The organism is Pseudomonas sp. 13159349, from assembly GCF_013305685.1.
GTDB lineage: Bacteria > Pseudomonadota > Gammaproteobacteria > Pseudomonadales > Pseudomonadaceae > Aquipseudomonas > Aquipseudomonas asiatica.
This window is the reverse complement of the sequence record NZ_CP045553.1, coordinates 1,799,097-1,825,074: the sequence shown is the minus strand read 5'-3', so window position 1 is coordinate 1,825,074 and position 25,978 is coordinate 1,799,097. Positions and strand designations below refer to the sequence as shown.

Sequence of the window (25,978 nt, the reverse complement as noted above, 5' to 3'; positions counted from 1 at the left end):
GCAGGACAATAGTGCTCGCCAGTATCTTTTACAGCATGTGTTTAATCAACAATTGCGCCACTTGCACAGCATTGAGCGCGGCGCCTTTGCGCACGTTGTCGGTGGTCAGCCAGAGGTTGAGCTGCTGGTCTTCATCAACACCATGCCTTACACGACCAACATAGACCACGTCCTGGCCTACTGCGTCGCCTACCGGAGTCGGATAATCGTCGCGCTCCACCAGTTCGACGCTGTCAGCCGCCTCGAGGGCCTGGTTGACCGCCTCCAGGTCGACCGGGCGACGGCTCTGTACCGCCACACTGAAGCTATCGCCGAAAAATACCGGGACTTGAACGCAGCTCACGGAAATCTTCAGTTCAGGCAGGCCCAGCAGCACACGCAGCTCACCGACCAGGCGGCGCTCCAGGGCGGTGTGGCCTTGCTCATCGGCGGCACCGACCTGGGCCAACATGTTGAACGCCACCTGGCGATCGAAGAAGCGCGGCTCCAGGGGCCGGGCATTGAGCAGCTCGGCAGTTTGCCGGGCGAGTTCGTTGACAGCTTCCCGACCTTGTGCGGACACCGCCAGCGCGGCCATCACCTGCACCCGCTCGATATCCAGCAGGCGCTTGAGCGGTGCCAGAGCAACGGCCAGGGCAACCGCGGCCGAGCACGGGCTGACGATGCGCGCGGGCAATGCCAGGTCAATCAGGCGTTCGGCGTTGGCTTCGGGCACCAGAGCCAGGGCGTCGTCCAGACCAGCGGACAGGTCGATGACCGTGCAGCCTGCCTGCAGCGCCTTGCTGGCAAAGCTTCGGCTGACTGCGGCGCCTGCGGCGAAAAAGGCCAGCTTGACCTGGGCAAAGTCGAAGCTGTCCACCTCACGTACCTTCAGCTTCTTGCCGGCGAACATCACGCTACTGCCCGCCGATTCCATGCTGGCTAGCAGGTGCAGGGTGGCGACCGGGAAATCCAGCTCTTCGAGGATCTGCACCAGGGCTTCACCGACGCTGCCGGTGGCGCCGACGACGGCGATGTCCAAAGGGTGTGTCATGGAAGGGATCCTTTTGCTGAAAACGGCGGGGGGCGGCACTTTACTCGGATTGTAGAGTTTTGTCTGTGCTGGCCCAAACCTAGAGTTGCGCTGCTCTTGCTCTTGCTCTTGCTCTTGCTCTTGCTCTTGCTCTTGCTCTTGCTCTTGATCTTGATCTTGATCTTGATCTTGATCTTGATCTTGATCTTGATCTTGATCTTGATCTTGATCTTCGCGACTTCAGGAGGCCGAGCGAAGGGATTGCGGAGGGAGGTGACGGGCATGGATGCCCGTCACCTCCCTCCGCAATCCCTTCGCTCGGCCTCCTGAAGTCGCAATCGGCGGCGCCTGAACTATCGCGCGCCTAGAAGCAAAAGCAAAAGCGAAAGCGAAAGCAGAGAAGAGCCGGGCCGGCCGGGATGGATCGGAAATAAAAAAACCCGCGCTGTCGCCAGCGCGGGTTTTCGGTCAGGCCGGAGCGATCAACGCTCCAGCAGAATCCGCAGCATGCGGCGCAGCGGCTCGGCCGCGCCCCACAGCAGCTGGTCACCTACGGTGAACGCGCCCAGGTACTGGGACCCCATGTTCAGCTTGCGCAGGCGGCCAACCGGGATGTTCAGGGTGCCGGTAACCTTGGTCGGGCTCAGCTCCTGCATGCTGATTTCACGCTGGTTAGGTACCAGCTTCACCCAAGGGTTGTGCTGGCTGATCATGCCTTCGATGTCGGCCAGCGGCACGTCCTTGTTCAGCTTGATGGTCAGCGCCTGGCTGTGGCAACGCATGGCGCCGATGCGCACGCAGATGCCGTCGACCGGGATCGGGCTCTTGAAGCGGCCGAGGATCTTGTTGGTCTCGGCCTGGGCCTTCCACTCTTCACGGCTCTGACCGTTCGGCAGTTCCTTGTCGATCCACGGGATCAGGCTGCCAGCCAGTGGCACGCCGAAGTTCTCGGTCGGGAACGCTTCGCTGCGCATGGTCTCGGCAACCTTGCGGTCGATGTCGAGGATGGCGCTGGCCGGGTTGGCCAGGTCATCGGCGACGGCAGCATGGGTAGCACCCATCTGCTTGATCAGCTCGCGCATGTTCTGCGCACCGGCACCCGAGGCCGCCTGGTAGGTCATGGCGCTCATCCACTCGACCAGGCCGGCTTCGAACAGGCCACCCAGGCCCATCAGCATCAGGCTGACGGTGCAATTGCCGCCGATGTAGTTCTTGGTACCCGCGTCCAGCTGCTGGTCGATGACCTTGCGGTTGACCGGGTCGAGGATGATCACCGCGTCATCCTGCATGCGCAGGGACGAGGCGGCGTCGATCCAGTAACCCTGCCAGCCGGCTTCACGCAGCTTGGGGAAGACCTCGTTGGTGTAGTCGCCGCCCTGGCAGGTCAGGATAACGTCGAGGGTCTTGAGTTCTTCGATCGAATAAGCATCCTTGAGCGGTGCTGTATCCTTGCCCACGTTCGGGCCTTGGCCGCCAACATTGGAGGTGGTGAAGAACACCGGCTCGATGAGGTCGAAATCCTGCTCCTCCAGCATCCGCTGCATGAGCACGGAACCGACCATACCGCGCCAACCGATCAGACCTACACGTTTCATCGCAACTACACCTTTGCTAAAAGTGGGCCGCCACCGGGAATTTTGGGTGGCGGGCCAGAGAGATTACAGATTCCGCAGCGCTGCGACTACTGCGTCGCCCATTTCCTGCGTACCAACTTTGCGGCAGCCTTCCGAGAAGATGTCGCCGGTGCGCAGGCCCTGGTCCAGGACCAGGCTCACGGCCTTCTCGATCGCCTCGGCGGCAGCCGACTGATTGAAGCTGTAACGCAGCATCATCGACACCGACAGGATGGTCGCCAGCGGGTTGGCGATGCCAAGGCCTGCGATGTCCGGCGCCGAGCCGTGGCACGGCTCGTACATGCCCTTGTTGTCGGCATCCAGCGACGCCGAAGGCAGCATGCCGATGGAACCGGTCAGCATGGAAGCTTCATCCGACAGAATGTCACCGAACATGTTGTCGGTCACCATCACATCGAACTGCTTGGGCGCACGCACCAGCTGCATGGCGGCGTTGTCGACGTACATGTGGCTCAGTTCAACATCCGGGTAGTCCTTGGCCACGTCCTCGACCACTTCACGCCACAGCTGGCTGGAAGCCAGGACGTTGGCCTTGTCCACCGAGCACAGCTTCTTGCCACGCACGCGGGCCATGTCGAAGCCGACACGGGCAATGCGGCGCACTTCGCTTTCGCTGTACGGCAGCGTGTCGTAGGCCTGGCGCTCGCCGCCTTCCAGCTCGCGCTGGCCACGCGGGGCACCGAAGTAGATACCGCCGGTCAGCTCACGGACGATGAGGATGTCCAGGCCGGAAACGATCTCTGGCTTGAGCGACGAGGCATCGGCCAGTTGCGGGTAGAGGATGGCCGGGCGCAGGTTGGCGAACAGGCCCAGTTGCGAACGGATTTTCAGCAGACCGCGCTCGGGACGGATGTCCCGTTCGATCTTGTCCCACTTCGGCCCGCCCACGGCGCCCAACAGCACGGCATCGGCCTTGCGCGCACGTTCCAGGGTCTCGTCGGCCAGCGGCACACCGTGCTTGTCGATGGCGGCGCCACCGATCACGTCGTGCTCCAGGTTGAAACCGAGCTGGAACTTGTCGTTGGCCAGCTCCAGCACCTTGACCGCCTCGGCCATGATTTCCGGGCCGATACCGTCACCTGGGAGAATCAGAATCTGCTTGCTCATGCTTTCCTCTATCCATTCACGCGGCGCGGCCAAGCGGGCCCCACCGAAAAGTTCTTAACGCTCGGCCCACAACACCAGCACATCGGTGCTGAACGAACCATCGGCCTCGATCTGGTAATACTGCCGTACTTCTTCGCCCATCGCTTGCTGCAATTGGCGAATTGCCACGCGCATTGGCTCGGGGGTGCGCATGCGCTCGACCCAGCTGGAAAACTCCAGGCGCAGCGGCTGGCGGGTGTGGCTGCGTACATGCAGGCCAGCCTCGCTGACCTGGCGTTGCCATTCGGCAGCGGAATAATCGCGCACGTGGCTGGTGTCGCGCAGTACTTCGACCGTTTGCAGGTAGGTGTCGAGCAGCGGGCTGCCCGGCGACATGACGTCGATGAACGCCGCCACGCCACCCGGCTTGAGCACTCGGCGCACTTCGCGCAGGGCCAGCCCCAGGTCGCTCCAGTGGTGTGCCGAGTAGCGGCTGAAGACGAAGTCGAACGAGGCGTCGGCGAACGGCAGGCGTTCGGCGGCACCGCGTTCGGTGGTGATATTGGCCAGGCCGCGCTCGGCGGCGGCACTGGCGACCACGTCGAGCATGGCTTGCGAGAGGTCGTAGGCGACCACTTCGGCAACCAGAGGGGCGACGTGGAAACTGACATGACCGGCACCGCAGCCAAGGTCGAGCACGCGGGCATGGCCCCGCCCTGCCAGCGCGTCTTGCAGCAGGCCGAATTCACTGCCTTGGGCGTGCACGGCGCTGCTGAGGTAGGCGCTGGCCTGTTCGCCGAACTGGCGTTGCACCACATCGGTGTGCTGGGTGCTGGTCATGTCTCGATCCTTTTGGTTTTGGGTTGTCTCTACTGACCCTATCGCCGGCAAGCCAGCTCCCACAGAGAACCCACAGTCTTCAGACCTGTGGAGTTCCTGTGGGAGCTGGCTTGCCGGCGATGAGGCCAGCAAACCCAACTACATCATTCAGGCATCACGGAACAGCCAAGGCTGCCCGGCGCGGTGCTTGCCCTCGAAGGCCTTGATCGCATCGCTGTCCTGCAGGGTCAGGCCGATGTCGTCGAGGCCGTTGAGCAGGCAGTGCTTGCGAAACGCATCGATCTCGAAGTGCAGCACCTTGCCATCCGGACGGGTCACCGCCTGCGCCTGCAGGTCGATGGTCAGCTGATAGCCCGGGATGGCTTCGACCTGCTTGAACAGCTCGTCGACTTCCTCGTCGCTGAGGATGATCGGCAGCAAGCCGTTCTTGAAGCTGTTGTTGAAGAAGATGTCGGCAAAGCTCGGCGCGATCACGCTGCGGAAGCCGTACTCGTCCAGCGCCCATGGGGCGTGCTCACGGCTGGAGCCGCAACCGAAGTTCTCCCGCGCCAGCAATACGCTGGCACCCTGGTAGCGTTCGTGGTTGAGCACGAACTCCTTGTTCAGCGGGCGCTTGCTGTTGTCCTGGTAAGGCTGGCCCACGTCCAGGTAACGCCACTCGTCGAACAGGTTGGGGCCGAAGCCGGTGCGCTTGATCGACTTCAAAAACTGCTTGGGGATGATCTGGTCGGTGTCGACGTTGGCACGGTCCAACGGCGCGACGAGGCCAGTGTGCTGGGTAAAGGCTTTCATGCTGCGCTCCCTTGGATCAACTCGCGGACATCGATGAAGTGGCCGGTCACCGCGGCGGCGGCGGCCATGGCCGGGCTGACCAAGTGGGTGCGGCCACCGGCCCCCTGACGGCCTTCGAAGTTGCGGTTGGAGGTAGACGCGCAATGCTCGCCGCTCTCCAGGCGGTCCGGGTTCATCGCCAGGCACATCGAGCAGCCTGGCTCACGCCATTCGAAACCGGCCTCGAGGAAGATCTTGTCCAGGCCTTCGCGCTCGGCCTGGGCCTTGACCAGGCCCGAGCCCGGCACCACCAGCGCCTGCTTGACGTTGGCAGCGACCTTGCGGCCCTTGGCGATTTCGGCGGCAGCGCGCAGGTCTTCGATACGCGAGTTGGTGCACGAACCGATGAACACGCGGTCGAGCTTGATATCGGTGATCGCCTGGTTGGCGGCGAGGCCCATGTACTTGAGGGCACGCTCGATCGAACCACGTTTGATCAGGTCAGGCTCGGCAGCCGGGTCCGGCACGCGCTGGTCGACAGCGAGGACCATCTCCGGCGAAGTGCCCCAGCTGACCTGCGGCTTGATTTGCGCAGCGTCGAGCTCGACCAGGGTGTCGAACACCGCGTCAGCGTCGGAGACCAGGCCTTTCCAGGCTTCGACCGCCTGCTTCCACTGCTCGCCCTTCGGCGCGTACGGGCGGCCTTCGACATAGGCAACAGTGGTGTCGTCCACCGCCACCAGGCCTACGCGGGCACCGGCTTCGATGGACATGTTGCAGATGGTCATGCGGCCTTCCATCGACAATTCGCGGATGGCGCTGCCAGCAAATTCCATGGCGTGGCCGTTACCACCGGCGGTACCGATCTTGCCGATCACGGCCAGGACGATGTCCTTGGCGGTTACGCCGGCAGGCAACTGGCCTTCCACGCGCACCAGCATGTTCTTCATTTTCTTGGCGACCAGGCACTGGGTAGCAAGCACGTGCTCCACTTCGGAGGTGCCGATGCCGTGGGCCAGGGCACCGAAGGCGCCGTGGGTGGAGGTGTGCGAGTCACCGCAGACCACAGTCATGCCAGGCAAGGTGGCACCCTGCTCCGGGCTGATGACGTGGACGATGCCTTGACGCTCGTCATTCATCTTGAATTCGACGATGCCATATTCGTCACAGTTCTCGTCGAGGGTCTGCACCTGCAGGCGCGACACCTGGTCGACGATGGCCTCGATACCGCCCTTGCGCTCTGGCGTGGTCGGCACGTTGTGGTCAGGCGTGGCGATGTTGGCGTCGATGCGCCAAGGTTTGCGGTTGGCCAGGCGCAGGCCTTCGAAGGCCTGGGGCGACGTCACTTCGTGGATGATGTGACGGTCGATGTAGATCAAGGACGAGCCGTCATCACGGCGCTTGACCTCATGGGCTTCCCAGAGTTTGTCGTAGAGCGTTTTGCCAGCCATCAGACTGTTCCTCATCAGCGTCTTTCTATGCCAAAGACCCCTTGGCTTGTGCGGTCGATGCTAGGGGGTTAGATTGAATAACTCAAATTCATAATTTTTATGCTTTGGATAACCAACAGGAATGCGACCCCATGGATCTGGCCAACCTTAGCGCCTTCATCGCAATTGCCGAAACCGGTAGTTTTTCCGGGGCGGCCGACCGCCTGTTCCTGACTCAACCGGCCGTCAGCAAACGCATCGCCGGACTGGAACAGCAACTGGATGTGCGCCTGTTCGACCGGCTGGGCCGCGAGGTGACCCTGACCGAGGCGGGCCGCGCCCTGCTTCCCCGCGCCTACCAGATCCTCAACGTCCTCGATGATACCCGGCGCGCGCTGACCAATTTGACCGGGGAAGTGAGTGGTCGGCTGACCCTTGCCACCAGCCACCATATCGGCTTGCACCGCCTACCCCCGCTGCTGCGGACCTTCACCCGGGAATACCCTGCAGTGGCGCTGGATATTCAGTTCATGGATTCGGAAGCGGCCTACGACGAAATCCTCCATGGCCGCGCGGAGATTGCCGTTATCACCTTGGCACCCGAGCCGCACCACCTGGTCAAGGCCGTGCCGGTATGGGACGACGCCCTGGACTTCGTCGCCGCTCCCGAGCACCCGCTGGCCAACAACAACACGGTCAGCCTGGCCGACGTCGCCCGCCACCCGGCCGTGTTCCCGGGCGGCAACACTTTTACCCACCACATTGTTCAGCGCCTGTTCGAAAGCCAGGGCCTGACGCCGAACATCGCCATGAGTACCAACTATCTGGAAACCATCAAGATGATGGTGTCCATCGGCCTGGCCTGGAGCGTGCTGCCGCGCACCATGCTCGACGAACAGGTTGCACCCATCGCCTTGCCGGGCATACAGCTGTCTCGCCAGCTAGGCTACATTTTGCACACGGAGCGTACGCTTTCGAACGCGGCCAGGGCATTCATGGCCCTGCTCGACAGCCACGCAGGGCCCGCCTGACCGGTCGTCAGCCCGGTATTGCCACCTCCAAGGACGCGTCATACGCCAAAGGTCTGGTACCGATGCCCAAATCAGCGAATCGCTTTTTGCGCCTGCCGCGCATACCAGCGGCCGACCCTCAGGAGTCGGAACAGGCCTGGCAGAACGCCCCACAGTTGCTGGCCGCACTCAACGGCGCACGGCTGGGAGCCTGGCTATGGGATATCGACAGCGGCCGGGTGAGCTGGTCACGGGGCACCCAGGCTCTGTTCGGCTTCGACCCGCAGCGCCCGCTCCCCGCAGATATCGACTACCTCGACCTGCTGCCGGAGGAAGACCGTGCGCGCACACGCCAGGTGTTCCAGGCAGTGTTCAACGGCGAACCGGTGGAGCAGGCCATGCGCCACCGCATCCGCTGGCCGGACGGCAGCCTGCACTGGCTGGAGATCAACGGCAGCCTGACCCACGACCCGAACGGCCGGCCGCAGATGATCGGGGTGATCCGTGAAATCACCCGCCAGCGCGAGCGGGAAACGGCGTTGATCAATTCGGAAAAACGCTTCGCCACCCTGTTCCACCTCAGCCCCAATGCCATTTTGCTCACCCGACGCCACGACGGCATGATCTTCGAGGTCAACCAGCACTTCGAAGACATGTTCGGCTGGCCCGGTAGCCAGGTGATCGGCAAGACCAGCCTGGAGCTTGGCCTGTGGGCAAACCCCGAACAGCGCCACCAGTTGCTGGAGTCGACCCGTGGCAACACTGGCCCTTTGATAATGGAAGTCCAGTTCCGCGCTACCAGCGGCAAGGTACATGACGGCATCCTCTGTACCCAGGGCATCGAACTGGAGGGCGGAACCTTCCTGCTCAGCACCTTTATCGACACCACCGAGCGCAAACGTGCCGAGCAGGCCTTGAAGGACAGCCAGGAGCGCCTGGACCTGGCCCTGGATTCGGCACAGCTGGGCACCTGGGACTGGCATATTCCCAGCGGCATGCTCTACGGTTCGGCGCGCGCCGCGCAGCTGCACGGCCTGCCGCCCATCCCGTTTCACGAATCGTTCGACGCGTTTTTCGAAGGGGTCCCGGAGCAAGAGCGCAATTCGATGCGCCAGGCCTACCGCAGCCTGCGCGAAGGACCTGCCGGCAACTACCAGATCACCTACCGGGTACAGCTGGAAAACGGCATCTCGCGCTACATCGAAAGCCGCGCCCGGCTGTACCGCGACGAGCAGGGCAACCCGCTGCGCATGGCTGGCACTTTGCTCGACATCACCGACCAGGTGGAGCGCGAACAGCGCCTGAGCGCTTCGGAAGAGAAGTTCGCCAGCCTGTTCCAGGTAAGCCCCGACCCAATCTGTGTCACCCGCCAGGACACCGGGCAGTTCATCGAGATCAATCCGGCGTTCACCCAGACCTTCGGCTGGAGCACCGAGCAGGTGATCGGCCGCACCGCCGAGGAAATCGGCCTGTGGGCGGAGTCCATCGAGCGCGCGCAACGCATCGAGCGGGTAATCCGCGAGCAGGCCCTGAGCAACGTCGCCGTAGTGGTCAACCACCGCAATGGGGCACCGCTGACCTGCGTGATTTCCAGCCGCCTGATCACCGTCGATGACCAGCCTTGCAGTGTTACCACCCTGCGCGACATCACCCAGCAGCAGCGCGCCGAGGCGGCGCTGAAGTCCAGCGAGGAGAAGTTTGCCAAGGCCTTCCACTCCAGCCCTGACGCCATCACCATCACCGAACGCTACAGCGGTCGCTACCTGGAAATCAACGACGGTTTCTGCCGCCTGACCGGCTACAACGCCGCCGACGTGGTCGGCCGCACGGTGTACGAGATCGGCATCTGGGCCGACGACAAGCAGCGCAGCGCCCTGCTGGCCGAGTTGCGCGAGCGTGGCCGGGTGCATCATCGCGAGATGCTAGGGCGCAACAAGCGCGGCGACATCCTCACCGTGGAAGTGTCGGTGGAGCCGATCACCCTCAATGAGGTGGACTGCCTGCTGGTAACCGCCCGCGATGTCAGCCAGCTGAAAAACGCCCAGGCACAGATTCGCCACCTGGCCTACCACGACCCGCTGACCAACCTGCCCAACCGCGCCCTGCTGATGGACCGCCTGAGCCAGCAGATCGCCCTGCTCAGGCGCCACAACCTTCGCGGCGCCCTGCTGTTCCTCGACCTCGACCACTTCAAGCACATCAACGACTCGCTGGGCCACCCGGTGGGCGACACGGTGCTGAAGATCATCACAGCGCGGCTGGAAGCCAGTGTGCGCCTGGAAGACACCGTGGCGCGCCTGGGTGGCGATGAGTTCGTGGTATTGCTCAGCGGCCTGGAAGGCAGCCGCGAGCTGGTCGAAGAGAAAGTCCGCGGGCTGGCCGATACCCTGCGCGAACTGCTGGCCGAGCCGATGTCGCTGGATGGCCAGCGCCTGCAGGTAACACCCAGCATAGGCGTGGCGCTGATCCCTGACCACGGCGCCACCCCGGCCGACCTGCTCAAGCGTGCCGATATCGCCCTGTACCGTGCCAAGGATTCCGGGCGCAACACCACCCAGCTGTTCCATACCACCATGCAGAAGGCTGCCAGCGAGCGCCTGCGCATGGAAAACGACCTGCGCCTGGCCCTGGCCCGCGGCGAGTTGGCGCTGCACTTCCAGCCACAGGTGGATGCGCGCGACAACCGCATCGTCGGTGCCGAGGTGCTGCTGCGCTGGCATCATCCGCAACTGGGTCAGCAGCCACCGGCGCAATTCATTCAGGTGCTGGAAGAAAGCGGCCTGATCCTGGAGGTTGGCAGCTGGATACTCGACGAAGCGTGCGATGCCTGCGCACGCATGCTCGGCGACGGGCTGATCGACGCCGATGATTTCAGCTTGTGCGTGAACATCAGCCCACGGCAGTTCCGCCAGAACGACTTTGTCGGGCGGGTGCTGCGCAGCCTGGACGATTACCGCCTGCCACGGCAAATGCTGACGCTGGAAATTACCGAAGGCATCGTCATCCAGAACCTGGAGGACACCATCAGTAAGATGCGCGAGCTGAAGCGCTACGGGGTGAGCTTTGCCATGGATGACTTCGGCACCGGTTATTCCTCGCTGACCTACCTGAAACGCCTGCCAGTGGACGCGCTGAAGATCGACCAGACCTTCGTGCGCGATGCGCCGGAAGACCCCAACGACGCCGAAATCGTCCGCGCTATCGTCGCCATGGCTCGCAGCCTGGAGTTGACGGTGATTGCCGAAGGGGTGGAACTGACCGAACAACTGGAGTTTCTGGAACGGCTGGGGTGCCACCTGTACCAGGGGTACTTGCACAGCCGGCCGCTGCCGTTGCCGGAGTTCCGGCAGATGTTGCTGGAGGCGCCGGCGGATTACTGAAACCGCTCCCACAGTGATCGCGCCAGCTTCTGGATGTTGTGCAAGACAGCCGCCACAAAAAAGGGCACCCCTAGGGGTGCCCTTTTTCACATCTACACGATCAGTTCAGCGCTGGCTTGTCGCCGTTGATCGGAATGCGCTTGGCCTTGGCCTCTTCAGGCACGATGCGCAGCAGGTCGATGCTGAGCAGGCCATTGGCCAGGCCGGCGGCCTTGACTTCAATATGGTCGGCCAGGCGGAACGACAGCTTGAAGGCGCGCTGCGCGATACCCTGATGCAGGTAGGTCACTTCAGCAGGGCCATTGTCGCGCTTGCCACCGGTCACGGTCAGGACACCTTTTTCAACCTGCAGGTCGAGGTCCTCTTCCTGGAAACCGGCTGCAGCAACCACGATACGGTAGTGGTCATCGCCATGCTTTTCCACATTGTAGGGCGGGTAGCTGCTACCGGCCTCGTTACGTGCCGCGGATTCGAACAGGTCGTTGAAACGGTCGAAACCAACGGAATGGCGGAACAGTGGAGCGAGAGAGAAAGCGGTAGTCATGGTCATGAACTCCTGAGATTCAGCAAGTAAGTCATTACGCGACCCGACTTCGGCATCGCGTACTCAAGAGATATGGCCGGGGGAAATGCTTTCAAGGGGGGAGCAGAAAAAATCTGGATTCCTGCACTGGATTTGATGGCCTCTTCGCGGGCACGCCCGCGAAAGGGCCGGATCAGGCAACACAAGCCTCCAAGGTAACCGCCTCAACCCCCAGCAACCGGCTGATCCGCGCACAGTCATCTTCCCGCCGCAATTCGGCAAACAGCACAACCGCTTCGGGATAACTGCGGGTCAGCATCGCCAGCCACTGCTTCATCCGCCCCGGTGCATAGCGCGGCGACAACTTGGCCTGGGCCTGACGCCAGAACTCGCGAAGCAACGGCAGCAGGTCGTCCCAGCTCATCGGCTGGTACTCCCGCCCGTCACGCGCCGCGGCAATCTGCAGCCCAAGATCGGGGCGCGAAACCAGCCCACGGCCCAGCATGATATCTTCGGCGCCACTGACCTCACGACAGCGCCGCCAGTCATCCACGGTCCAGATCTCGCCGTTGGCGAACACTGGCACCTTGACCACATCCTGCACCCGCGCCACCCACTCCCAGTGGGCCGGGGGCTTGTAGCCCTCGACCTTCGTCCGCGCATGTACCACCAGGTGCGCCGAACCGCCTTCGGCCAGCGCCATGGCACACTCCAGCGCGCCATCGGGGCTGTCGAAACCCAGGCGCATCTTCGAGGTGACCGGGATATGTGCCGGCACGGCATGGCGCACTTCACGCACAATGGCGTGCAGCAGCTCCGGCTCCTTGAGCAGCACCGCTCCACCGCGCGACTTGTTCACGGTCTTGGCCGGGCAACCGAAGTTCAGGTCTATCACCGGCGCGCCCAACTGGCAGGCCAGCGCGGCGTTTTCCGCCAGGCACACAGGGTCCGACCCCAACAACTGCACGCGCATTGGTACCCCTGCAGCGGTCCGTGCGCCATTGCGCAACTCGGGCGCCAGCTTGTCGAACGAGGAAGGCGGCAGCAGGCGGTCGCACACGCGAATGAACTCGGTGACGCACCAGTCGATACCGCCCACGCGGGTCAGCACGTCGCGCAGGATGTTGTCGACCAGCCCCTCCATGGGGGCCAGGGCAATTTGCATGTCGGGGTCTCGGCGGAAAAAGCCGGCAGTTTAACAAAAATTGCCGGTGTTTCAGGCGCCGATCAGCGCCGGGCCGTAACCGTCGAGGAACTCCGCCGGCATGCGCTTGGGCTTGCCGCTGGACAGCTCGATGCAGGCAAAGGTGGTCTGGGCGCGCAGCAAAGTCACGCCGTCGCGCGGGCGCTTGAGCTGGAAGCGCCGGGTCATGCGCAGGCGCTGGTCCCAGTCGATGATCCAGGTGGCCAGTTGCAACTCGTCATCCTCGTAGGCAGCAGCCAGGTAGTCGATTTCGTGGCGCACCACCGCCATGGCCCGGTCCAGCCGGCGATATTCGGCCAGGTCCAGGCCCAGGCGCTGGGAATGGCGCCAGGCGCAGCGCTCCAGCCAGGTGACGTAGACCGCGTTGTTGGCGTGGCCGAGGCCGTCGATATCCTCGCTACCGACGCGCAGGTCGATGACGAAGGGTGTTGCCAAGTCCCAGCTCATGTTCGCTTCCTTGGAGCAAAAGTGGATTTAGCAGGGACCGCCGAGGGAAAGTCCAGCCCTTCTGCACTTGCCTGCGGGGCTACGCGGTCCCTGTAGGAGCGGCCTTGTGTCGCGATGGGGCGCGCAGCGGCCCCAAAATCTCAGTCCCGACACAGATTGCCGGGGCTGCTGCGCAGCCCATCGCGACACAAGGCCGCTCCTACAGGCACCGCGCCAGCCCGGGCCAGCAGCTCCAGCACCGCTTCACTCAGGCGCGGATCGGACAGCACGCGCTGGTGGCCACCCGCCTCCAGCAGCATCAGGCGGCTATCGAACCAGGCCTTGTGGATAACCCGGGCCTCATCGGCTGCGACCAAGGCGTCATCGGCGGCATGCACCACCAGCCCGGGTAACTCCAACTGGTAACCCGTCACATCCAGCCGCGCAATCTGCATGCCCACATCCCGCTCCACCTGGCGAATGAATGCAGCCCGCGCCCGCGCCGGCAGACCCAGACGATGGGCAAAGCCACGCAGTACGCCCAATAGCCGCGCCGGGGCAGCGATGCTTACCGCTGCCTCGGTACGCAGCCCCATCTGCAAGGCCAGCAATACACTGGCGCCGCCCATGGAATGGCCAATAACCGCGCGCAGCGGCGGCAGCTCGGCGGCAGCTTCCAGCAGCGCTCGGGCAAACAACACCACATTTGCCTGTTCGCCAGGCGAACGGCCATGCCCCGGCCCCTCCAGCGACACCACCGTGTGCCCCGCCTGGACCAAGGTTTCGATCAACGCGGCAAACTGGGTCGGGCGCCCCTCCCAGCCGTGCATCATCAGCACGGTCGGCCCCTTGCCCCAGCGCAAGGCCGACAAGCCGAAGCGCAAAGTGATGCGCTCGGCGCTGGCCAGCACGGGCAACTCCCAATCCCGTGGCGGCAGGTTGCGAGGAGTCATGAAGGCACGGCGCATCTTGCCCGCGACATGCTCGGGGGCCAGGCGGCCCAAGGTGCCATTGACACCACGAATCCAGCTCAGGGTAGTCATCGCCATGCTCCAGGCTCAAAGCACCGCCGATTTGGCGGCGCGCAGAATACGATCGGACAGTTCGCTGGTGCCCAGGGCACGGGCAAGCGCCAGGCCACCAACCATCAGGGCCAGGTCGGCCAATGCCTTGTCGGCGTCCTCGGGGCGGTCGACCATGGCGGCAGCCATCAACTCGATGTGCTCGGCCAGAACCTCGCGGAAGGCCTCTGGCAGGCGCTGCATCTCGCCCAGCGAATTGGGCAGCGGGCAGGCATGCACTTCGGCATCACGGTGCTTGCGCGACAGATAGAACGCACTGGCCAGCGCCCGCCGCCCGGCGCCATCGAGGCTGGGGTCGATCTGCGCGAGCAAGGCGCGGCGCTCGCCCAGCAACTGGCGGAACGCTTCGAGCATCAACTCGTCCTTGCTGTCGAAGTGGGCGTAGAAACCACCGACGGTCAGGCCTGCCGCACCCATGACCTGGCTGACGCTGGGCTCGGCCGGGCCGTGCTGGATCAGCGCACTTCGCGCCGCCTCGAGAATGCGCTCGCGGGTTCTGCTCTTCTTGTCGCTCATCAGGCCACTCGCCAACAAAAATATGATGATCGAAATATTATTCGCATAATATTTTTTGGCAAGCAGAATCTGCAGCCGCCTGTCGGTCGCGAAATTTTGATTAGGGGAGAAAAACAAAAGGCCCATTCAATAATCGAATGAGCCTTCAAAGTCCCGCAAAACGCGGGTAAACGTGGCGTCCCCTAGGGGACTCGAACCCCTGTTACCGCCGTGAAAGGGCGGTGTCCTAGGCCACTAGACGAAGGGGACGTAACCTTCGTGCCGATCCGCTTACGCGAACCGCGGCAGAAATGGTGGAGCTAAGCGGGATCGAACCGCTGACCTCCTGCATGCCATGCAGGCGCTCTCCCAGCTGAGCTATAGCCCCGAAACAAAAGGCTCATCAGTAATCGACGAGCCTTTAAAGCCCTGCAAAACGCAGGAAAAGTGGCGTCCCCTAGGGGACTCGAACCCCTGTTACCGCCGTGAAAGGGCGGTGTCCTAGGCCACTAGACGAAGGGGACGTAACCTTCGTGCCGATCCGCTTTCGCGAACCGCGGCAAATTGGTGGAGCTAAGCGGGATCGAACCGCTGACCTCCTGCATGCCATGCAGGCGCTCTCCCAGCTGAGCTATAGCCCCGGATTTCTAGCCTCTCGGCCCAGCGACATCCTGAAACATCGCTTGTGCAAAACTGGCGTCCCCTAGGGGACTCGAACCCCTGTTACCGCCGTGAAAGGGCGGTGTCCTAGGCCACTAGACGAAGGGGACGAACCTTCTTACCTTCAAGACCCGGTTGCTGGACCCGGTCTTGCCCGACAGCCTTGGCTGCCAGACGGAATTTGGTGGAGCTAAGCGGGATCGAACCGCTGACCTCCTGCATGCCATGCAGGCGCTCTCCCAGCTGAGCTATAGCCCCACAATGTCGCTTTGAACCGAAGCGCTGGCTGGGTGCCTGGCGTTTCGTTTTCGTTCATCGCTGTGGACGGGGCGCATATTAAGATCGGATTGCAGGACTGTCAAACGAATTTTTCAAAATATTCAAAAAATTTTTCACAGATAACAATCACTTACCGCCCTCCCCTTGCCAAAACTGAACACTGAGCCCCGTGGGAGCGGGTTTACCCGCTCCCACAAGTTCGGCTTATGGCCTCGGGACCACTGTCAGGCGATAGAGGCCAGCAGCTTTTCCCACTCTTTGTTTTCTTTCTTCGACACACCACCCAGCAGGTCCAGGGCCTGGCGCAGGCGGTAGCGGGTCAGGTCCGGGCCAAGGATTTCCATCGCGTCCAGCACCGAAACCGAGCTGGCCTGGCCGGTAATGGCGGCAAACATCAGCGGCATGGCATCACGCAGCTTCAGCTCCAGCGCCTCGACCACCGCCTGGATGCAACCGGTGATGCGCTCTTTTTCCCACTGACGCAGGCTTTCGAGCTTCCACAGGATAAGCTGGATCACCTGGCGTACCTGGTCGGCCGACAGCTTCTTGCTTTCGAACAGCTTGGCGTCCAGCTTCAGCGCGCCTTCGAAGAAGAACCCGCCCAGCGGGGCAACCTGGCTGAAGGTTTCCACCCGGCCTTGCACGTGCGGGGCGATCTTCATCATGTAGTCGCTGTTGAACGCCCACTTCTGCAGGCGCGCGGCGAACTCCTCGACCGACAGTTCGCGCAGCCACTGGCCGTTCAGCCAGGACAGCTTCTCGATGTCGAAGATCGGGCCGCCCAGCGAGATACGCGACAGGTCGAAGTGCTCGACCATCTCGGCCAGCGAGAACTTCTCGCGCTCGTCCGGCATCGACCAGCCCATGCGGCCCAGGTAGTTGAGCATCGCCTCGGGCATGAAGCCCATTCGCTCGTAGAAAGTCACCGAGGTCGGGTTCTTGCGCTTGGACAGCTTGGACTTGTCCGGGTTACGCAGCAGCGGCATGTAGCACAGCTTGGGCTGCTCCCAGCCGAAGTATTCGTACAGTTTGATCAGCTTGGGTGCCGATGGCAGCCACTCTTCGCCGCGCAGCACGTGGGTGATGCCCATCAGATGGTCGTCGACCACGTTGGCCAGGAAGTACGTCGGCAGGCCGTCGTTCTTCATCAGCACCTGCATGTCCATGCGGTCCCACGGGATCTCGACATCGCCACGCAGCATGTCCGGTACCACGCACACGCCTTCGCTCGGCACTTTCATGCGGATCACGTGCGGCTCGCCAGCGTCCAGGCGGCGCTGCACTTCCTCGGCGCTCAGCAGCAGCGCGCGGCCGTCGTAGCGCGGGGTTTCGCCACGGGCTTGCTGCTCTGCGCGCATCTGCTCCAGCTCTTCGGCGGTGCAGAAGCAGTAGAAGGCATGGCCGGCGTCAACCAGCTCCTTGGCGTACCTGGCGTAGATTTCGCCACGCTCGCTCTGCCGGTAAGGGCCGTGCGGGCCGCCGACGTCCGGACCTTCGTTCCATTCGATGCCGAGCCAGCGCAGGGCATCGAAGATCTGCTGCTCCGACTCGCGCGTGGAGCGCAGCTGGTCGGTGTCTTCGATGCGCAGGATGAACTCACCGCCGTGCTGCTTGGCAAAGCAGTAGTTGAACAGGGCGATGTAGGCAGTGCCGACATGGGGGTCGCCGGTAGGCGATGGCGCGATACGCGTGCGTACGGTGGTCATGGAGAGTCTCGAACGAAAGATGAAACAAAGGCGGGATGTTAGCAGGAGGCAGGCACCGGGCTCCAGCAATGGCGCGAACGTCACTTGTCGACCGGCCATGTGCCGCTGTTAAATTTATTTACATTTCTGGAACGATAGTCCTCATGCCTGCTCAACTCAAACGCCGCCTGCTGGTCTTCTTCACCTTGGTGGCCGTCATCGCCCTCACCTTCCTGGGCCACTGGTACTTCAAGGGCCGCTTCTACGAAAGCACCGACAACGCCTACGTACAGGGCGAGATCACCCGCATTTCCAGCCAGTTGGGCGCACGCATCGACGAGGTGCGGGTCGAGGACAACCAGCACGTCAGGAAAGGCGACCTGCTGGTGCGCCTGGAGGCCGCCGACTTCGAACTGGCCGTGCAACGCGCCCGCGCCACCCTGGCCACCCGCGAAGCCGAGCAGGTGCAGGCGCAAAGCCGCCTGACCCAGCAAGCCAGCCTGATCGCCGCCGGCCAGGCCCAGGTGGCGGCCAACCAGGCCACTTTCGACCGCTCGCGCCTGGACCTGAGCCGTGCCGAGAAGCTGCGCAAACCAGGTTTCGTATCGGAAGAACGGGTCACCACCCTGTCCGCGGACAGCCATGTCGCCGGCTCGCAGGTCGACAAGGCCCGTGCCGACCTGCAAAGCCAGCGCCAGCAAGTCAACGCACTGACCGCCGAACTCAAGCGCCTCGACGCGCAGATCGCCAACGCCCGCGCCGACCTGGCACAAGCCGAACTGAACCTGACCCGCTGTGAAATCCGTGCACCAATCAGCGGCAGCATCGGCCAGCGCAACGCGCGCAATGGCCAGGTGGTACAGGCCGGTGCCTACCTGCTGTCGATCGTGCCGGACGAAGACATCTGGGTGCAGGCCAACTTCAAGGAAACCCAGATCGGCCGCATGCAGCCCGGCCAGCGTGCCGAGCTGCTGTTCGACAGCTACCCCGACACACCGATAGAAGGCCGGGTCGACAGCCTTTTCGCCGCCTCCGGCGCGCAGTTCAGCCTGCTACCGCCCGACAACGCCACCGGCAACTTCACCAAGGTGGTGCAGCGTATTCCGGTCAAGCTGACCTTCCGCGCTGACAACCCGCTGCACGGACGCATCCGCCCTGGCATGTCGGTGACCGCCACCGTCGACCTGCGCAGCGAAGACGAAGGCCACAATGGCCGGTGACCAGCTGCTCAGGCCAACCGCGGAGCCGACACGGCGGGACTGGATCGCGGTGATGAGCGTGATGCTCGGCGCCTTCATGGCGGTGCTGGACATCCAGATCACCAACTCGTCGCTCAAGGACATCCAGGGCGCACTGTCGGCGACGCTGGAGGAAGGCTCGTGGATTTCCACCTCTTACCTGGTCGCGGAAATCATCATGATCCCGCTCACCGCCTGGCTGGTGCAGCTGCTGTCGGCGCGGCGCCTGGCCGTGTGGGTGTCCAGCGGTTTCCTGTTGTCGTCGCTGTTATGTTCGATGGCCTGGAACCTGGAGAGCATGATCCTGTTCCGCGCCCTGCAGGGTTTTACCGGCGGTGCGCTGATCCCGCTGGCCTTCACCCTGACCCTGATCAAGCTGCCCGAACACCACCGCGCCAAGGGCATGGCCATGTTCGCCATGACCGCCACCTTCGCCCCCTCCATCGGCCCCACCTTGGGCGGCTGGCTGACCGAGAACTGGGGCTGGGAGTACATTTTCTACATCAATATCCCACCGGGCCTGGTGATGATCGCCGGCCTGCTGTACGGGCTGGAAAAGAAGGACGCGCACTGGGAGCTGCTGAAAAGCACCGATTACGCCGGCATCGTCACCCTGGGCCTGGGGCTTGGCTGCCTGCAGGTGTTCCTGGAGGAAGGCCACCGCAAGGACTGGCTGGAATCGCAGCTGATCGTAGGCCTGGGCAGCACCGCCCTGGTCAGCCTGATCACCTTCGTCATCCTGCAGTTTTCCAAGCCACACCCGCTGATCAACCTGCGCATCCTCGGCAACCGCAACTTTGGCCTGTCGAGCATCGCCAGCCTTGGCATGGGGGTGGGCTTGTACGGGTCGATCTACCTGCTGCCGCTGTACCTGGCGCAGGTGCAGGGCTACAACGCCTTGCAGATCGGCGAGGTGATCATGTGGATGGGTATCCCGCAGCTGTTCCTGATCCCGTTGGTGCCGCAACTGATGAAAGTGGTGTCGCCCAAGGTGTTGTGTGCCCTGGGGTTCTGCCTGTTCGGCGCCGCCAGTTTCGGCTCGGGGGTGCTCAATCCGGATTTTGCAGGGCCGCAGTTCAACCATATCCAGATCATCCGTGCCATCGGCCAGCCAATGATCATGGTGACCATTTCGCTGATCGCCACGGCGTATATACAGCCGCAGGATGCGGGTTCGGCGTCGAGCCTGTTCAATATCCTGCGTAACCTGGGCGGTGCGATCGGCATTGCGCTGCTGGCCACCCTGCTGGATGCACGGACCAAGGTGTATTTCGATTACCTGAGGGAGGCGGTGGTGCCGAGCAACCCGCAGGTGGCGGAACGGTTGGCGCAACTGGCAGAGCGGCTGGGCAATGACAATGCGGCGCTGGGCAAGTTGAGCGAGATCACTCACCAGCAGGCGTTGATCATGGCCTATAACGATGCGTTCCACTTTGTGGGGATTGGGTTAGCGGTGAGCATGGTGGCGGTGTTGTTGACCCGCAAGTTGCCGGAGGGGCTGAAAGCGGGAGAAGCACATTGAGGCTATTTCAAACTGTATGCGGTCCCTGTGGGAGCGGGCGTGCCCGCGAACACCGGCGCAGCCGGTGCCAGCCACCGCGTTGAATTCTTCGCGGGCACGCCCGCTCCCACAAGGCCCGCGCCAGGCTTCAGCTGGTAATCAACCGCTCGCGCAGCTGTGCAATCTCGTCGCGCAATTGCGCCGCGGCCTCGAACTCCAGATCGCGGGCGAACTGCATCATCTTCTCTTCCAGTTGCTTGATGCGTTTGGTGATCTCGCCCGGCGTGCGCAGCTCGGCCTCGTAACGGGCGCTCTCCTCCGCAGCCTTGGCCATGCCCTTGCGCTTCTTGCTGCGCGCGCCGGGCACGGTCGCGCCTTCCATGATATCGGTGATGTCCTTGACCACGCCTTTGGGCACGATGCCATTGGCCTGGTTGAATGCGATCTGCTTCTCGCGACGACGCTCGGTTTCGTCGATGGCGCGCTGCATGGAACCGGTGATGTTGTCGGCATACAGGATGGCCCGGCCATTGAGGTTACGCGCAGCACGGCCGATGGTCTGGATCAGTGAGCGCTCGGAGCGCAGGAAACCTTCCTTGTCGGCATCGAGGATCGCCACCAGCGACACCTCGGGCATGTCCAGGCCCTCACGCAGCAGGTTGATGCCCACCAGCACGTCGAAGGTACCCAGGCGCAGGTCGCGGATGATCTCCACCCGCTCGACGGTGTCGATGTCCGAGTGCAGGTAACGCACCCGCACGTCGTGGTCGGCCAGGTAGTCGGTGAGGTCTTCGGCCATGCGCTTGGTCAGCGTGGTGGCCAGCACCCGCTCGCCCTGTGCCACGCGCTTGCGGATTTCCGACAGCAGGTCATCCACCTGGGTAAGCGCCGGGCGTACTTCCACCTGAGGGTCGACCAGGCCGGTGGGGCGCACCACCTGCTCTACCACGCGCCCGGCGTGCTCGGCCTCATAGGGGCCCGGGGTGGCGGATACGAAGATGGTCTGCGGGCTGACGTCCTCCCACTCGTCGAAACGCATCGGCCGGTTGTCCAGCGCCGAAGGCAGGCGGAAGCCGTACTCGACCAGGGTTTCCTTGCGCGAGCGGTCGCCCTTGTACATGGCGCCGACCTGCGGAACGCTGACGTGGGATTCGTCGATCACCAGCAGCGCATCGGGCGGCAGGTAGTCGTACAGGGTGGGCGGCGGCGCCCCGGCCGGGCGCCCGGACAGGTAGCGCGAGTAGTTCTCGATGCCGTTGCAGTAGCCCAGCTCCAGGATCATCTCCAGATCGAAGCGGGTGCGTTGCTCCAGGCGCTGGGCCTCGACCAGCTTGTTGGCCTTCTGCAGGTATTCCAGGCGGTCCTTGAGCTCTTCCTTGATGCCCTCCACCGCCTCCAGCAGGGTTTCCCGCGGGGTGACGTAGTGGCTCTTGGGGTAGAAGGTGAAACGCGGCAGCTTGCGGAAGACCTCGCCGGTCAGCGGGTCGAAGGCGGCGATGTTCTCCACCTCGTCATCGAACAGTTCGATGCGGATGGCCTCGAGGTCCGATTCGGCCGGGAAGATGTCGATCACATCGCCGCGCACGCGGAAGGTGGCGCGGGCGAAGTCCATCTCGTTGCGGGTGTATTGCAGGTCGGCCAGGCGGCGCAGCAACGCGCGCTGGTCGAGCTTGTCGCCACGGTCCACGTGCAGGACCATTTTCAGGTAGGTCTCGGGGCTGCCCAGGCCGTAGATGCACGACACGGTGGTGACGATGATCGCGTCACGCCGCTCCAGCAGCGCCTTGGTCGCCGACAGGCGCATCTGCTCGATGTGGTCGTTGATCGAAGCGTCCTTCTCGATGAAGGTGTCGGACGACGGTACGTAGGCTTCAGGCTGGTAGTAGTCGTAGTAGGAAACGAAGTACTCCACCGCATTGTTGGGGAAGAATGCCTTGAATTCGCCATAAAGCTGCGCGGCCAGGGTCTTGTTCGGCGCAAGCACCAGGGTAGGCCGCTGCACCTGCTGAATGACGTTGGCGATGCTGAAGGTCTTGCCCGAGCCAGTCACCCCGAGCAGCGTCTGGTGCGACAGCCCCGCCTCGATACCTTCGACCATCTGGCGGATGGCCTCGGGCTGGTCGCCGGCCGGCTGGAAACGGGTGACGAGCTGGAACTCGGACATGACAGACCTCGCGGTGTTGCAGCAACTGTAAATTTAGCCAGTAGTCTATACCCAAATGCGCCCGCAGGGGGGCGCTTTCAAGGCACAGCTGTGAGCGCTTGTTGCAGTGGACCCGGCAATTAGACCAATGGTCGAAAAATATTTGCGCAAATGACCTGAAAAGCGATGCCGGACTGTCGCGGTGACCGGTCGGTATCACTATACTGACTCCCCGTTTGTGCACCGCTTCAGTGCATTCGGGCTGGAGCGTGTACGTCCTATCACACTCCAATCAGAGCCAAGGTAACAATGAGCCTGTTTTCCGCTGTCGAGCTGGCACCCCGCGACCCTATTCTGGGCCTCAACGAAGCATTCAACGCCGACCCACGTACCGACAAGGTCAACCTGGGCGTGGGCGTGTACTGCAATGAGGAAGGCCGCATTCCGCTGCTGCGCGCCGTGATCGAAGCCGAGACCCAGCGTGCCGCCCAGCACGCCTCGCGCGGCTACCTGCCGATCGACGGTATCGCCACCTACGACCAGGCTGTACAAAAGCTGCTGTTCGGCGCCGAGTCGCCACTGCTGGCCGCCGGCCGCGTGGTTACCGTGCAGGCCGTCGGCGGTACCGGCGCACTGAAGATTGGCGCCGACTTCCTCAAGCGTGTGTCGCCGAACGCCGTGGTTGCCATCAGCGACCCGAGCTGGGAAAACCACCGTGCGCTGTTCGAATCGGCCGGCTTCCCGGTGCAGAACTACCGCTACTACGACGCGCCGACCAACGACGTCAACCGCGCCGGCATGCTCGAAGACCTGAACAACCTGCCGTCCGGCTCGATCGTGGTGCTGCACGCCTGCTGCCACAACCCGACTGGCGTCGACCTGAGCCTGGACGACTGGAAGAACGTCCTGGAAGTGGTCAAGGCCAAGGGCCACGTGCCGTTCCTCGACATGGCCTACCAGGGCTTCGGTGACGGCATCGCCGAAGACGCCTTCGCCGTGCGCCTGTTCGCCGAGTCGGGCCTGGAGTTCTTCGTGTCCAGCTCGTTCTCCAAGTCGTTCTCGCTGTACGGCGAGCGCGTCGGTGCGCTGTCGATCGTCACCGCCTCCAAGGACGAGAGCACCCGCGTGCTGTCGCAGGTCAAGCGCGTGATCCGCACCACCTACTCCAACCCGCCGACCCACGGTGCAACCATCGTTGCCACCGTGCTGAACAGCGCCGAACTGCGCCAGATGTGGGAAACCGAGCTGGCCGAAATGCGCGAGCGCATCCACGGCATGCGCAAGCAGATGGTTTCGCTGCTGGCCGAATATGGCGCCAACCGCGACTTCAGCTTCGTTAGCCGCCAGGTTGGCATGTTCTCGTACTCGGGCCTGACCGTCGAACAGGTCGCCCGCCTGAAGAACGAGTTCGGCATCTATGCGCTGGACACCGGCCGCATCGCCGTGGCCGCGCTGAACAAGAGCAACATCCACGTAGTGACCAAAGCTATCGTGCAGGTACTGTAACTCATTGTTTTGCCTAGGGGTGGCTTGACTTCCCCTGGGCAATCAGTAAGATACGCACAGAATCCGCGATAGCTCAGTCGGTAGAGCAAATGACTGTTAATCATTGGGTCCCTGGTTCGAGTCCAGGTCGCGGAGCCAAACATTGAAAACCTCCAGATGCGCAAGCACTGGAGGTTTTTTGTTGCACTTATCCCCTCATGCCAGCGCACGGCTGCTGTATCGTCCGAGATCCCTCGACGAGCACAGGCAAGCATGAAAGCCAACGATTTCACCCAGAACGCTCAGCAAGCGGTAGCAATCGCCGCCAACCAGGCCCTCCTGGCAAGCCGACAAGCAACGTTCGCCGTGGGTGGCTGCATCATCGAAAATGCCACTGGAAAGGTACTGATCGCCCTGCACAACCGCGTGCTGGAGCCCTCTGCCAGCCAGGCGCAACCCGCATTCAGGCTCCGCGACCCAACGGGGCATGGTGAGCGCCGGCTGGTCGACTGGTATTTCGACAACCAGCAGCGCCTTGCCCTCCCCCCCACGCATGAACTGACCGTCATCACCACGCTCGACCCCTGCGCCATGTGCGCAGGCGCCTTGCTGACTGCCGGCTTCAATGTTGCCGTAAGTGCGCTCGACACCTTTGCCGGCGTCAATCATGACGGCCGTTTCGAATTCCCCGGCCTGCCGGCCGCACTTCGTCTGCGCGCGCAAGCCACGTGGGGCTACTATGCTGTCGGCAGCCCTTTTGATCGCGACTATGTCGGGCCGCCGCAAGGGCCGGTCTACGCTGGCGAACGCATCGACGCCGCAACGATGTGCCTTACCCGTTCGTTGTTCGAGGCCAGCGTGAACCATGTGCACGACGAAAGCAGCAACGCCGGCCTCCCGCCATCTGCCCTGAAGGACCCGATCACCCTACCCAGCCGGAGCCTGGTACGCCAGGCCCTGGCGGGCTTGAGCCCATGGAGCCTGCGCAGCAAAAGTGCAGACCCTCGGCTGCCCGGCATCGAACTGGCCGAGCCATTGGTCGACACAGCGCTCGCGGCAGATACGTGCAATGCCGTAGCCTTGCTGGACCCATTCGGCAATCTGCTGGCCTGCCTGAGCGGTGACGAAACGCGCTCCCCCATTCGCACTGCATTCATGGAGACCACTCGCAGCTACGCCGCGTTGCGCTGGAACCTGATGAACCATGACGACCCACAGGTCCGCCACGAAGCACACCAGCATCTCACCCACCCCCGTTTCTGCACATTCGTCCTGCTCCGTTTTCCGGACCCGGCCGACAGCGAGGCGGTCATGACCCTTGGCGCGTATGGCTCCACCATGGAACGGCACACCGCGCCGTCCTTCCCCTCAAGCCTGCAATATGTATTGCTGCCAACAGGCTGCACTGCCAAGGATGTTGCTCGACTGGCGCAAAATCTGCCGCCGTTCTACACGAGCAACGTGCAGGTTGCGCCTTGCCAGGTACTGGACCCGAACCTGATGCAGGAAGTTACAACCCGGCTGGGGCAGGCTCAGCGCTCCGAGCCTGCTGCCGGATAGGGCAATGTGACCGCACTGCCTTCATCCACCAGGCTCCAGACCAGCAACCTGGCTGACTGCTTCTGACTGGCGTTGCGTGACACGCTGTGCACGGTACCCGGGGCTTCGTACCAGTATTCACCGGCCTTGTAGGTTTTCTCCGGCTCGTTATCGAGCTTCGATACCACTGCCCCTTCCAGCACGTAGGCCATCACTGCGCCCGGGTGCTGATGCGCAGGTGATGCCTGGCCGGGGGCGTAGCTGACGGTGAGCATCACGGCGCTCTTGCCGGGGGCGTTCGAGGGTTGTTGCTGCTGCAGCACCTTGACCTGGTCGGCAGCATCGCCGTGCGCCCAGGCAGGGGTTTGAGCGGCGAGCAGGGCGAAAAGGATGATGCTAAACGGTTTCATGGGGGCTTCTCCTGGATGGCAATTGCCTGCAGGTTAGGCCTGTGGGGCAGAGAGACAAATGACCAATTCGGGGAAAAACCAAGAGGCCGATCATTGCCTGTGCCGACCTCTTCGCGGGCAAGCCCGCGAGGAAGCCGGTGCAGGC

At 63.0% G+C, this 25,978-nt stretch carries 21 protein-coding genes and 7 tRNA genes; 7 read left to right on the top strand and 21 right to left on the bottom strand.

The genetic code is table 11. From position 1 onward, the window contains the following. Nucleotides 1–28 precede the first annotated feature (28 nt). The 7 genes from GEV38_RS08710 to leuC all read right to left on the bottom strand — a co-directional run bounded on the left by GEV38_RS08710 (nucleotide 29) and on the right by leuC (nucleotide 6,794). Nucleotides 29–1,033: an aspartate-semialdehyde dehydrogenase gene (locus GEV38_RS08710; RefSeq protein ID WP_054573328.1), complete on the bottom strand. Its 1,005-nt coding sequence runs from the start codon at nucleotides 1,031–1,033 to the stop codon at nucleotides 29–31. Further along, nucleotides 1,030–1,296 carry a hypothetical protein gene (locus GEV38_RS08705; protein ID WP_173895769.1) on the bottom strand — a complete coding sequence of 89 codons (267 nt, stop codon included), beginning with the start codon at nucleotides 1,294–1,296 and terminating at the stop codon, nucleotides 1,030–1,032. Before GEV38_RS08705 ends, GEV38_RS08710 begins: the two co-directional genes overlap by 4 nt. Before the next feature lie 198 nt (nucleotides 1,297–1,494). Next, a complete protein-coding gene (asd, locus tag GEV38_RS08700; protein ID WP_003260268.1) occupies nucleotides 1,495–2,607 on the bottom strand; it encodes an aspartate-semialdehyde dehydrogenase in 1,113 nt (370 codons plus the stop codon). 63 nt (nucleotides 2,608–2,670) lie between these two features. After that, nucleotides 2,671–3,753, bottom strand: a complete 1,083-nt coding sequence (leuB, locus tag GEV38_RS08695) for a 3-isopropylmalate dehydrogenase (protein ID WP_015269433.1) — start codon at nucleotides 3,751–3,753, stop codon at nucleotides 2,671–2,673. A 54-nt stretch (nucleotides 3,754–3,807) separates the two neighbouring features. After that, nucleotides 3,808–4,572: a class I SAM-dependent methyltransferase gene (locus GEV38_RS08690; protein ID WP_015269432.1), complete on the bottom strand. Its 765-nt coding sequence runs from the start codon at nucleotides 4,570–4,572 to the stop codon at nucleotides 3,808–3,810. 147 nt (nucleotides 4,573–4,719) lie between these two features. Further along, nucleotides 4,720–5,364, bottom strand: a complete 645-nt coding sequence (leuD, locus tag GEV38_RS08685; RefSeq protein WP_015269431.1) for a 3-isopropylmalate dehydratase small subunit — start codon at nucleotides 5,362–5,364, stop codon at nucleotides 4,720–4,722. After that, nucleotides 5,361–6,794 (bottom strand): 3-isopropylmalate dehydratase large subunit, encoded by a 1,434-nt coding sequence (gene leuC / locus GEV38_RS08680; protein ID WP_054573330.1) that lies wholly within the window; start codon nucleotides 6,792–6,794, stop codon nucleotides 5,361–5,363. The genes leuD and leuC overlap by 4 nt, the downstream gene beginning before the upstream one ends. Nucleotides 6,795–6,925: 131 nt before the next feature. Here leuC and GEV38_RS08675 point away from each other — a divergent pair, with 131 nt between their 5' ends. Both GEV38_RS08675 and GEV38_RS08670 read left to right on the top strand, forming a co-directional pair. Next, nucleotides 6,926–7,804 (top strand): LysR family transcriptional regulator, encoded by an 879-nt coding sequence (locus GEV38_RS08675; RefSeq protein WP_173895768.1) that lies wholly within the window; start codon nucleotides 6,926–6,928, stop codon nucleotides 7,802–7,804. A gap of 62 nt (nucleotides 7,805–7,866) precedes the next feature. Continuing rightward, nucleotides 7,867–11,163, top strand: a complete 3,297-nt coding sequence (locus GEV38_RS08670; RefSeq protein ID WP_015269429.1) for a PAS domain S-box protein — start codon at nucleotides 7,867–7,869, stop codon at nucleotides 11,161–11,163. A 100-nt stretch (nucleotides 11,164–11,263) separates the two neighbouring features. Here GEV38_RS08670 and GEV38_RS08665 read toward each other — a convergent pair whose 3' ends face one another. The 12 genes from GEV38_RS08665 to gltX form a co-directional block, all read right to left on the bottom strand. After that, nucleotides 11,264–11,707 (bottom strand): Hsp20 family protein, encoded by a 444-nt coding sequence (locus GEV38_RS08665; RefSeq protein WP_003260273.1) that lies wholly within the window; start codon nucleotides 11,705–11,707, stop codon nucleotides 11,264–11,266. 172 nt (nucleotides 11,708–11,879) lie between these two features. Next, complete coding sequence (locus GEV38_RS08660) at nucleotides 11,880–12,851, bottom strand: tRNA-dihydrouridine synthase (protein WP_015269428.1); 972 nt, start codon at nucleotides 12,849–12,851, stop codon at nucleotides 11,880–11,882. Between the two features lie 51 nt (nucleotides 12,852–12,902). Further along, entirely contained in the window at nucleotides 12,903–13,337 is a 435-nt protein-coding gene (locus tag GEV38_RS08655) for a thioesterase family protein (protein WP_015269427.1), read from the bottom strand. A gap of 140 nt (nucleotides 13,338–13,477) precedes the next feature. Continuing rightward, entirely contained in the window at nucleotides 13,478–14,359 is an 882-nt protein-coding gene (locus GEV38_RS08650) for an alpha/beta fold hydrolase (protein ID WP_015269426.1), read from the bottom strand. A 15-nt stretch (nucleotides 14,360–14,374) separates the two neighbouring features. Further along, nucleotides 14,375–14,914, bottom strand: coding sequence for a TetR/AcrR family transcriptional regulator (locus GEV38_RS08645; protein WP_013971594.1), 540 nt, complete (start codon nucleotides 14,912–14,914; stop codon nucleotides 14,375–14,377). Between the two features lie 173 nt (nucleotides 14,915–15,087). Then, nucleotides 15,088–15,163 (bottom strand) — tRNA-Glu (locus tag GEV38_RS08640). Nucleotides 15,164–15,205: 42 nt separating this feature from the next. Further along, nucleotides 15,206–15,281: transfer RNA gene (locus tag GEV38_RS08635), tRNA-Ala, on the bottom strand. Nucleotides 15,282–15,341: 60 nt separating this feature from the next. Next, nucleotides 15,342–15,417: transfer RNA gene (locus GEV38_RS08630), tRNA-Glu, on the bottom strand. 41 nt (nucleotides 15,418–15,458) lie between these two features. Continuing rightward, nucleotides 15,459–15,534 (bottom strand) — tRNA-Ala (locus GEV38_RS08625). Between the two features lie 53 nt (nucleotides 15,535–15,587). Continuing rightward, a tRNA-Glu gene (locus GEV38_RS08620) sits at nucleotides 15,588–15,663 on the bottom strand. A 72-nt stretch (nucleotides 15,664–15,735) separates the two neighbouring features. Further along, a tRNA-Ala gene (locus GEV38_RS08615) sits at nucleotides 15,736–15,811 on the bottom strand. Nucleotides 15,812–16,056: 245 nt separating this feature from the next. Then, nucleotides 16,057–17,538: a glutamate--tRNA ligase gene (gene gltX / locus GEV38_RS08610; RefSeq protein ID WP_015269425.1), complete on the bottom strand. Its 1,482-nt coding sequence runs from the start codon at nucleotides 17,536–17,538 to the stop codon at nucleotides 16,057–16,059. A 143-nt stretch (nucleotides 17,539–17,681) separates the two neighbouring features. Between gltX and GEV38_RS08605 the strand changes: the two genes are divergently transcribed. Beyond that, nucleotides 17,682–18,737 carry an HlyD family secretion protein gene (locus GEV38_RS08605; RefSeq protein ID WP_054572812.1) on the top strand — a complete coding sequence of 352 codons (1,056 nt, stop codon included), beginning with the start codon at nucleotides 17,682–17,684 and terminating at the stop codon, nucleotides 18,735–18,737. Between the two features lie 49 nt (nucleotides 18,738–18,786). Next, nucleotides 18,787–20,277, top strand: a complete 1,491-nt coding sequence (locus GEV38_RS08600; RefSeq protein WP_170976291.1) for an MDR family MFS transporter — start codon at nucleotides 18,787–18,789, stop codon at nucleotides 20,275–20,277. Between the two features lie 127 nt (nucleotides 20,278–20,404). Here GEV38_RS08600 and uvrB read toward each other — a convergent pair whose 3' ends face one another. Further along, nucleotides 20,405–22,420 carry an excinuclease ABC subunit UvrB gene (gene uvrB, locus GEV38_RS08595; RefSeq protein ID WP_015269422.1) on the bottom strand — a complete coding sequence of 672 codons (2,016 nt, stop codon included), beginning with the start codon at nucleotides 22,418–22,420 and terminating at the stop codon, nucleotides 20,405–20,407. A gap of 288 nt (nucleotides 22,421–22,708) precedes the next feature. On the opposite strand from uvrB, the gene GEV38_RS08590 reads away from it, so the two are divergent. From GEV38_RS08590 to GEV38_RS08580, 3 genes are all read left to right on the top strand, one after another. Continuing rightward, the gene (locus tag GEV38_RS08590) at nucleotides 22,709–23,905 is read left to right on the top strand and encodes an amino acid aminotransferase (protein ID WP_054572813.1); all 1,197 of its coding nucleotides are present in this window, start codon (nucleotides 22,709–22,711) and stop codon (nucleotides 23,903–23,905) included. A 62-nt stretch (nucleotides 23,906–23,967) separates the two neighbouring features. Beyond that, nucleotides 23,968–24,043: transfer RNA gene (locus tag GEV38_RS08585), tRNA-Asn, on the top strand. A 114-nt stretch (nucleotides 24,044–24,157) separates the two neighbouring features. After that, on the top strand, nucleotides 24,158–25,444 hold the full coding sequence (locus tag GEV38_RS08580) for a cytosine deaminase (RefSeq protein ID WP_054572814.1): 1,287 nt from the start codon (nucleotides 24,158–24,160) through the stop codon (nucleotides 25,442–25,444). Here GEV38_RS08580 and GEV38_RS08575 read toward each other — a convergent pair. Continuing rightward, nucleotides 25,417–25,833, bottom strand: coding sequence for a cupin domain-containing protein (locus GEV38_RS08575; RefSeq protein ID WP_015269419.1), 417 nt, complete (start codon nucleotides 25,831–25,833; stop codon nucleotides 25,417–25,419). The genes GEV38_RS08580 and GEV38_RS08575 overlap by 28 nt on opposite strands. Nucleotides 25,834–25,978: the final 145 nt, after the last annotated feature.

Bases quoted from the DNA above. Each gene is read 5' to 3' on its own strand.
- GEV38_RS08670 (WP_015269429.1), top strand. From the start codon at position 7,867: ATGCCCAAATCAGCGAATCGCTTTTTGCGCCTGCCGCGCATACCAGCG.
- GEV38_RS08710 (WP_054573328.1), bottom strand. From the start codon at position 1,033: ATGACACACCCTTTGGACATCGCCGTCGTCGGCGCCACCGGCAGCGTC.
- GEV38_RS08605 (WP_054572812.1), top strand. From the start codon at position 17,682: ATGCCTGCTCAACTCAAACGCCGCCTGCTGGTCTTCTTCACCTTGGTG.
- GEV38_RS08660 (WP_015269428.1), bottom strand. From the start codon at position 12,851: ATGCAAATTGCCCTGGCCCCCATGGAGGGGCTGGTCGACAACATCCTG.
- asd (WP_003260268.1), bottom strand. From the start codon at position 2,607: ATGAAACGTGTAGGTCTGATCGGTTGGCGCGGTATGGTCGGTTCCGTG.
- leuD (WP_015269431.1), bottom strand. From the start codon at position 5,364: ATGAAAGCCTTTACCCAGCACACTGGCCTCGTCGCGCCGTTGGACCGT.
- GEV38_RS08705 (WP_173895769.1), bottom strand. From the start codon at position 1,296: ATGCCCGTCACCTCCCTCCGCAATCCCTTCGCTCGGCCTCCTGAAGTC.
- uvrB (WP_015269422.1), bottom strand. From the start codon at position 22,420: ATGTCCGAGTTCCAGCTCGTCACCCGTTTCCAGCCGGCCGGCGACCAG.
- GEV38_RS08675 (WP_173895768.1), top strand. From the start codon at position 6,926: ATGGATCTGGCCAACCTTAGCGCCTTCATCGCAATTGCCGAAACCGGT.
- GEV38_RS08650 (WP_015269426.1), bottom strand. From the start codon at position 14,359: ATGACTACCCTGAGCTGGATTCGTGGTGTCAATGGCACCTTGGGCCGC.
- leuC (WP_054573330.1), bottom strand. From the start codon at position 6,794: ATGGCTGGCAAAACGCTCTACGACAAACTCTGGGAAGCCCATGAGGTC.
- leuB (WP_015269433.1), bottom strand. From the start codon at position 3,753: ATGAGCAAGCAGATTCTGATTCTCCCAGGTGACGGTATCGGCCCGGAA.
- GEV38_RS08655 (WP_015269427.1), bottom strand. From the start codon at position 13,337: ATGAGCTGGGACTTGGCAACACCCTTCGTCATCGACCTGCGCGTCGGT.
- GEV38_RS08690 (WP_015269432.1), bottom strand. From the start codon at position 4,572: ATGACCAGCACCCAGCACACCGATGTGGTGCAACGCCAGTTCGGCGAA.
- GEV38_RS08590 (WP_054572813.1), top strand. From the start codon at position 22,709: ATGAGCCTGTTTTCCGCTGTCGAGCTGGCACCCCGCGACCCTATTCTG.
- GEV38_RS08645 (WP_013971594.1), bottom strand. From the start codon at position 14,914: ATGAGCGACAAGAAGAGCAGAACCCGCGAGCGCATTCTCGAGGCGGCG.
- GEV38_RS08665 (WP_003260273.1), bottom strand. From the start codon at position 11,707: ATGACTACCGCTTTCTCTCTCGCTCCACTGTTCCGCCATTCCGTTGGT.
- gltX (WP_015269425.1), bottom strand. From the start codon at position 17,538: ATGACCACCGTACGCACGCGTATCGCGCCATCGCCTACCGGCGACCCC.
- GEV38_RS08575 (WP_015269419.1), bottom strand. From the start codon at position 25,833: ATGAAACCGTTTAGCATCATCCTTTTCGCCCTGCTCGCCGCTCAAACC.
- GEV38_RS08580 (WP_054572814.1), top strand. From the start codon at position 24,158: ATGAAAGCCAACGATTTCACCCAGAACGCTCAGCAAGCGGTAGCAATC.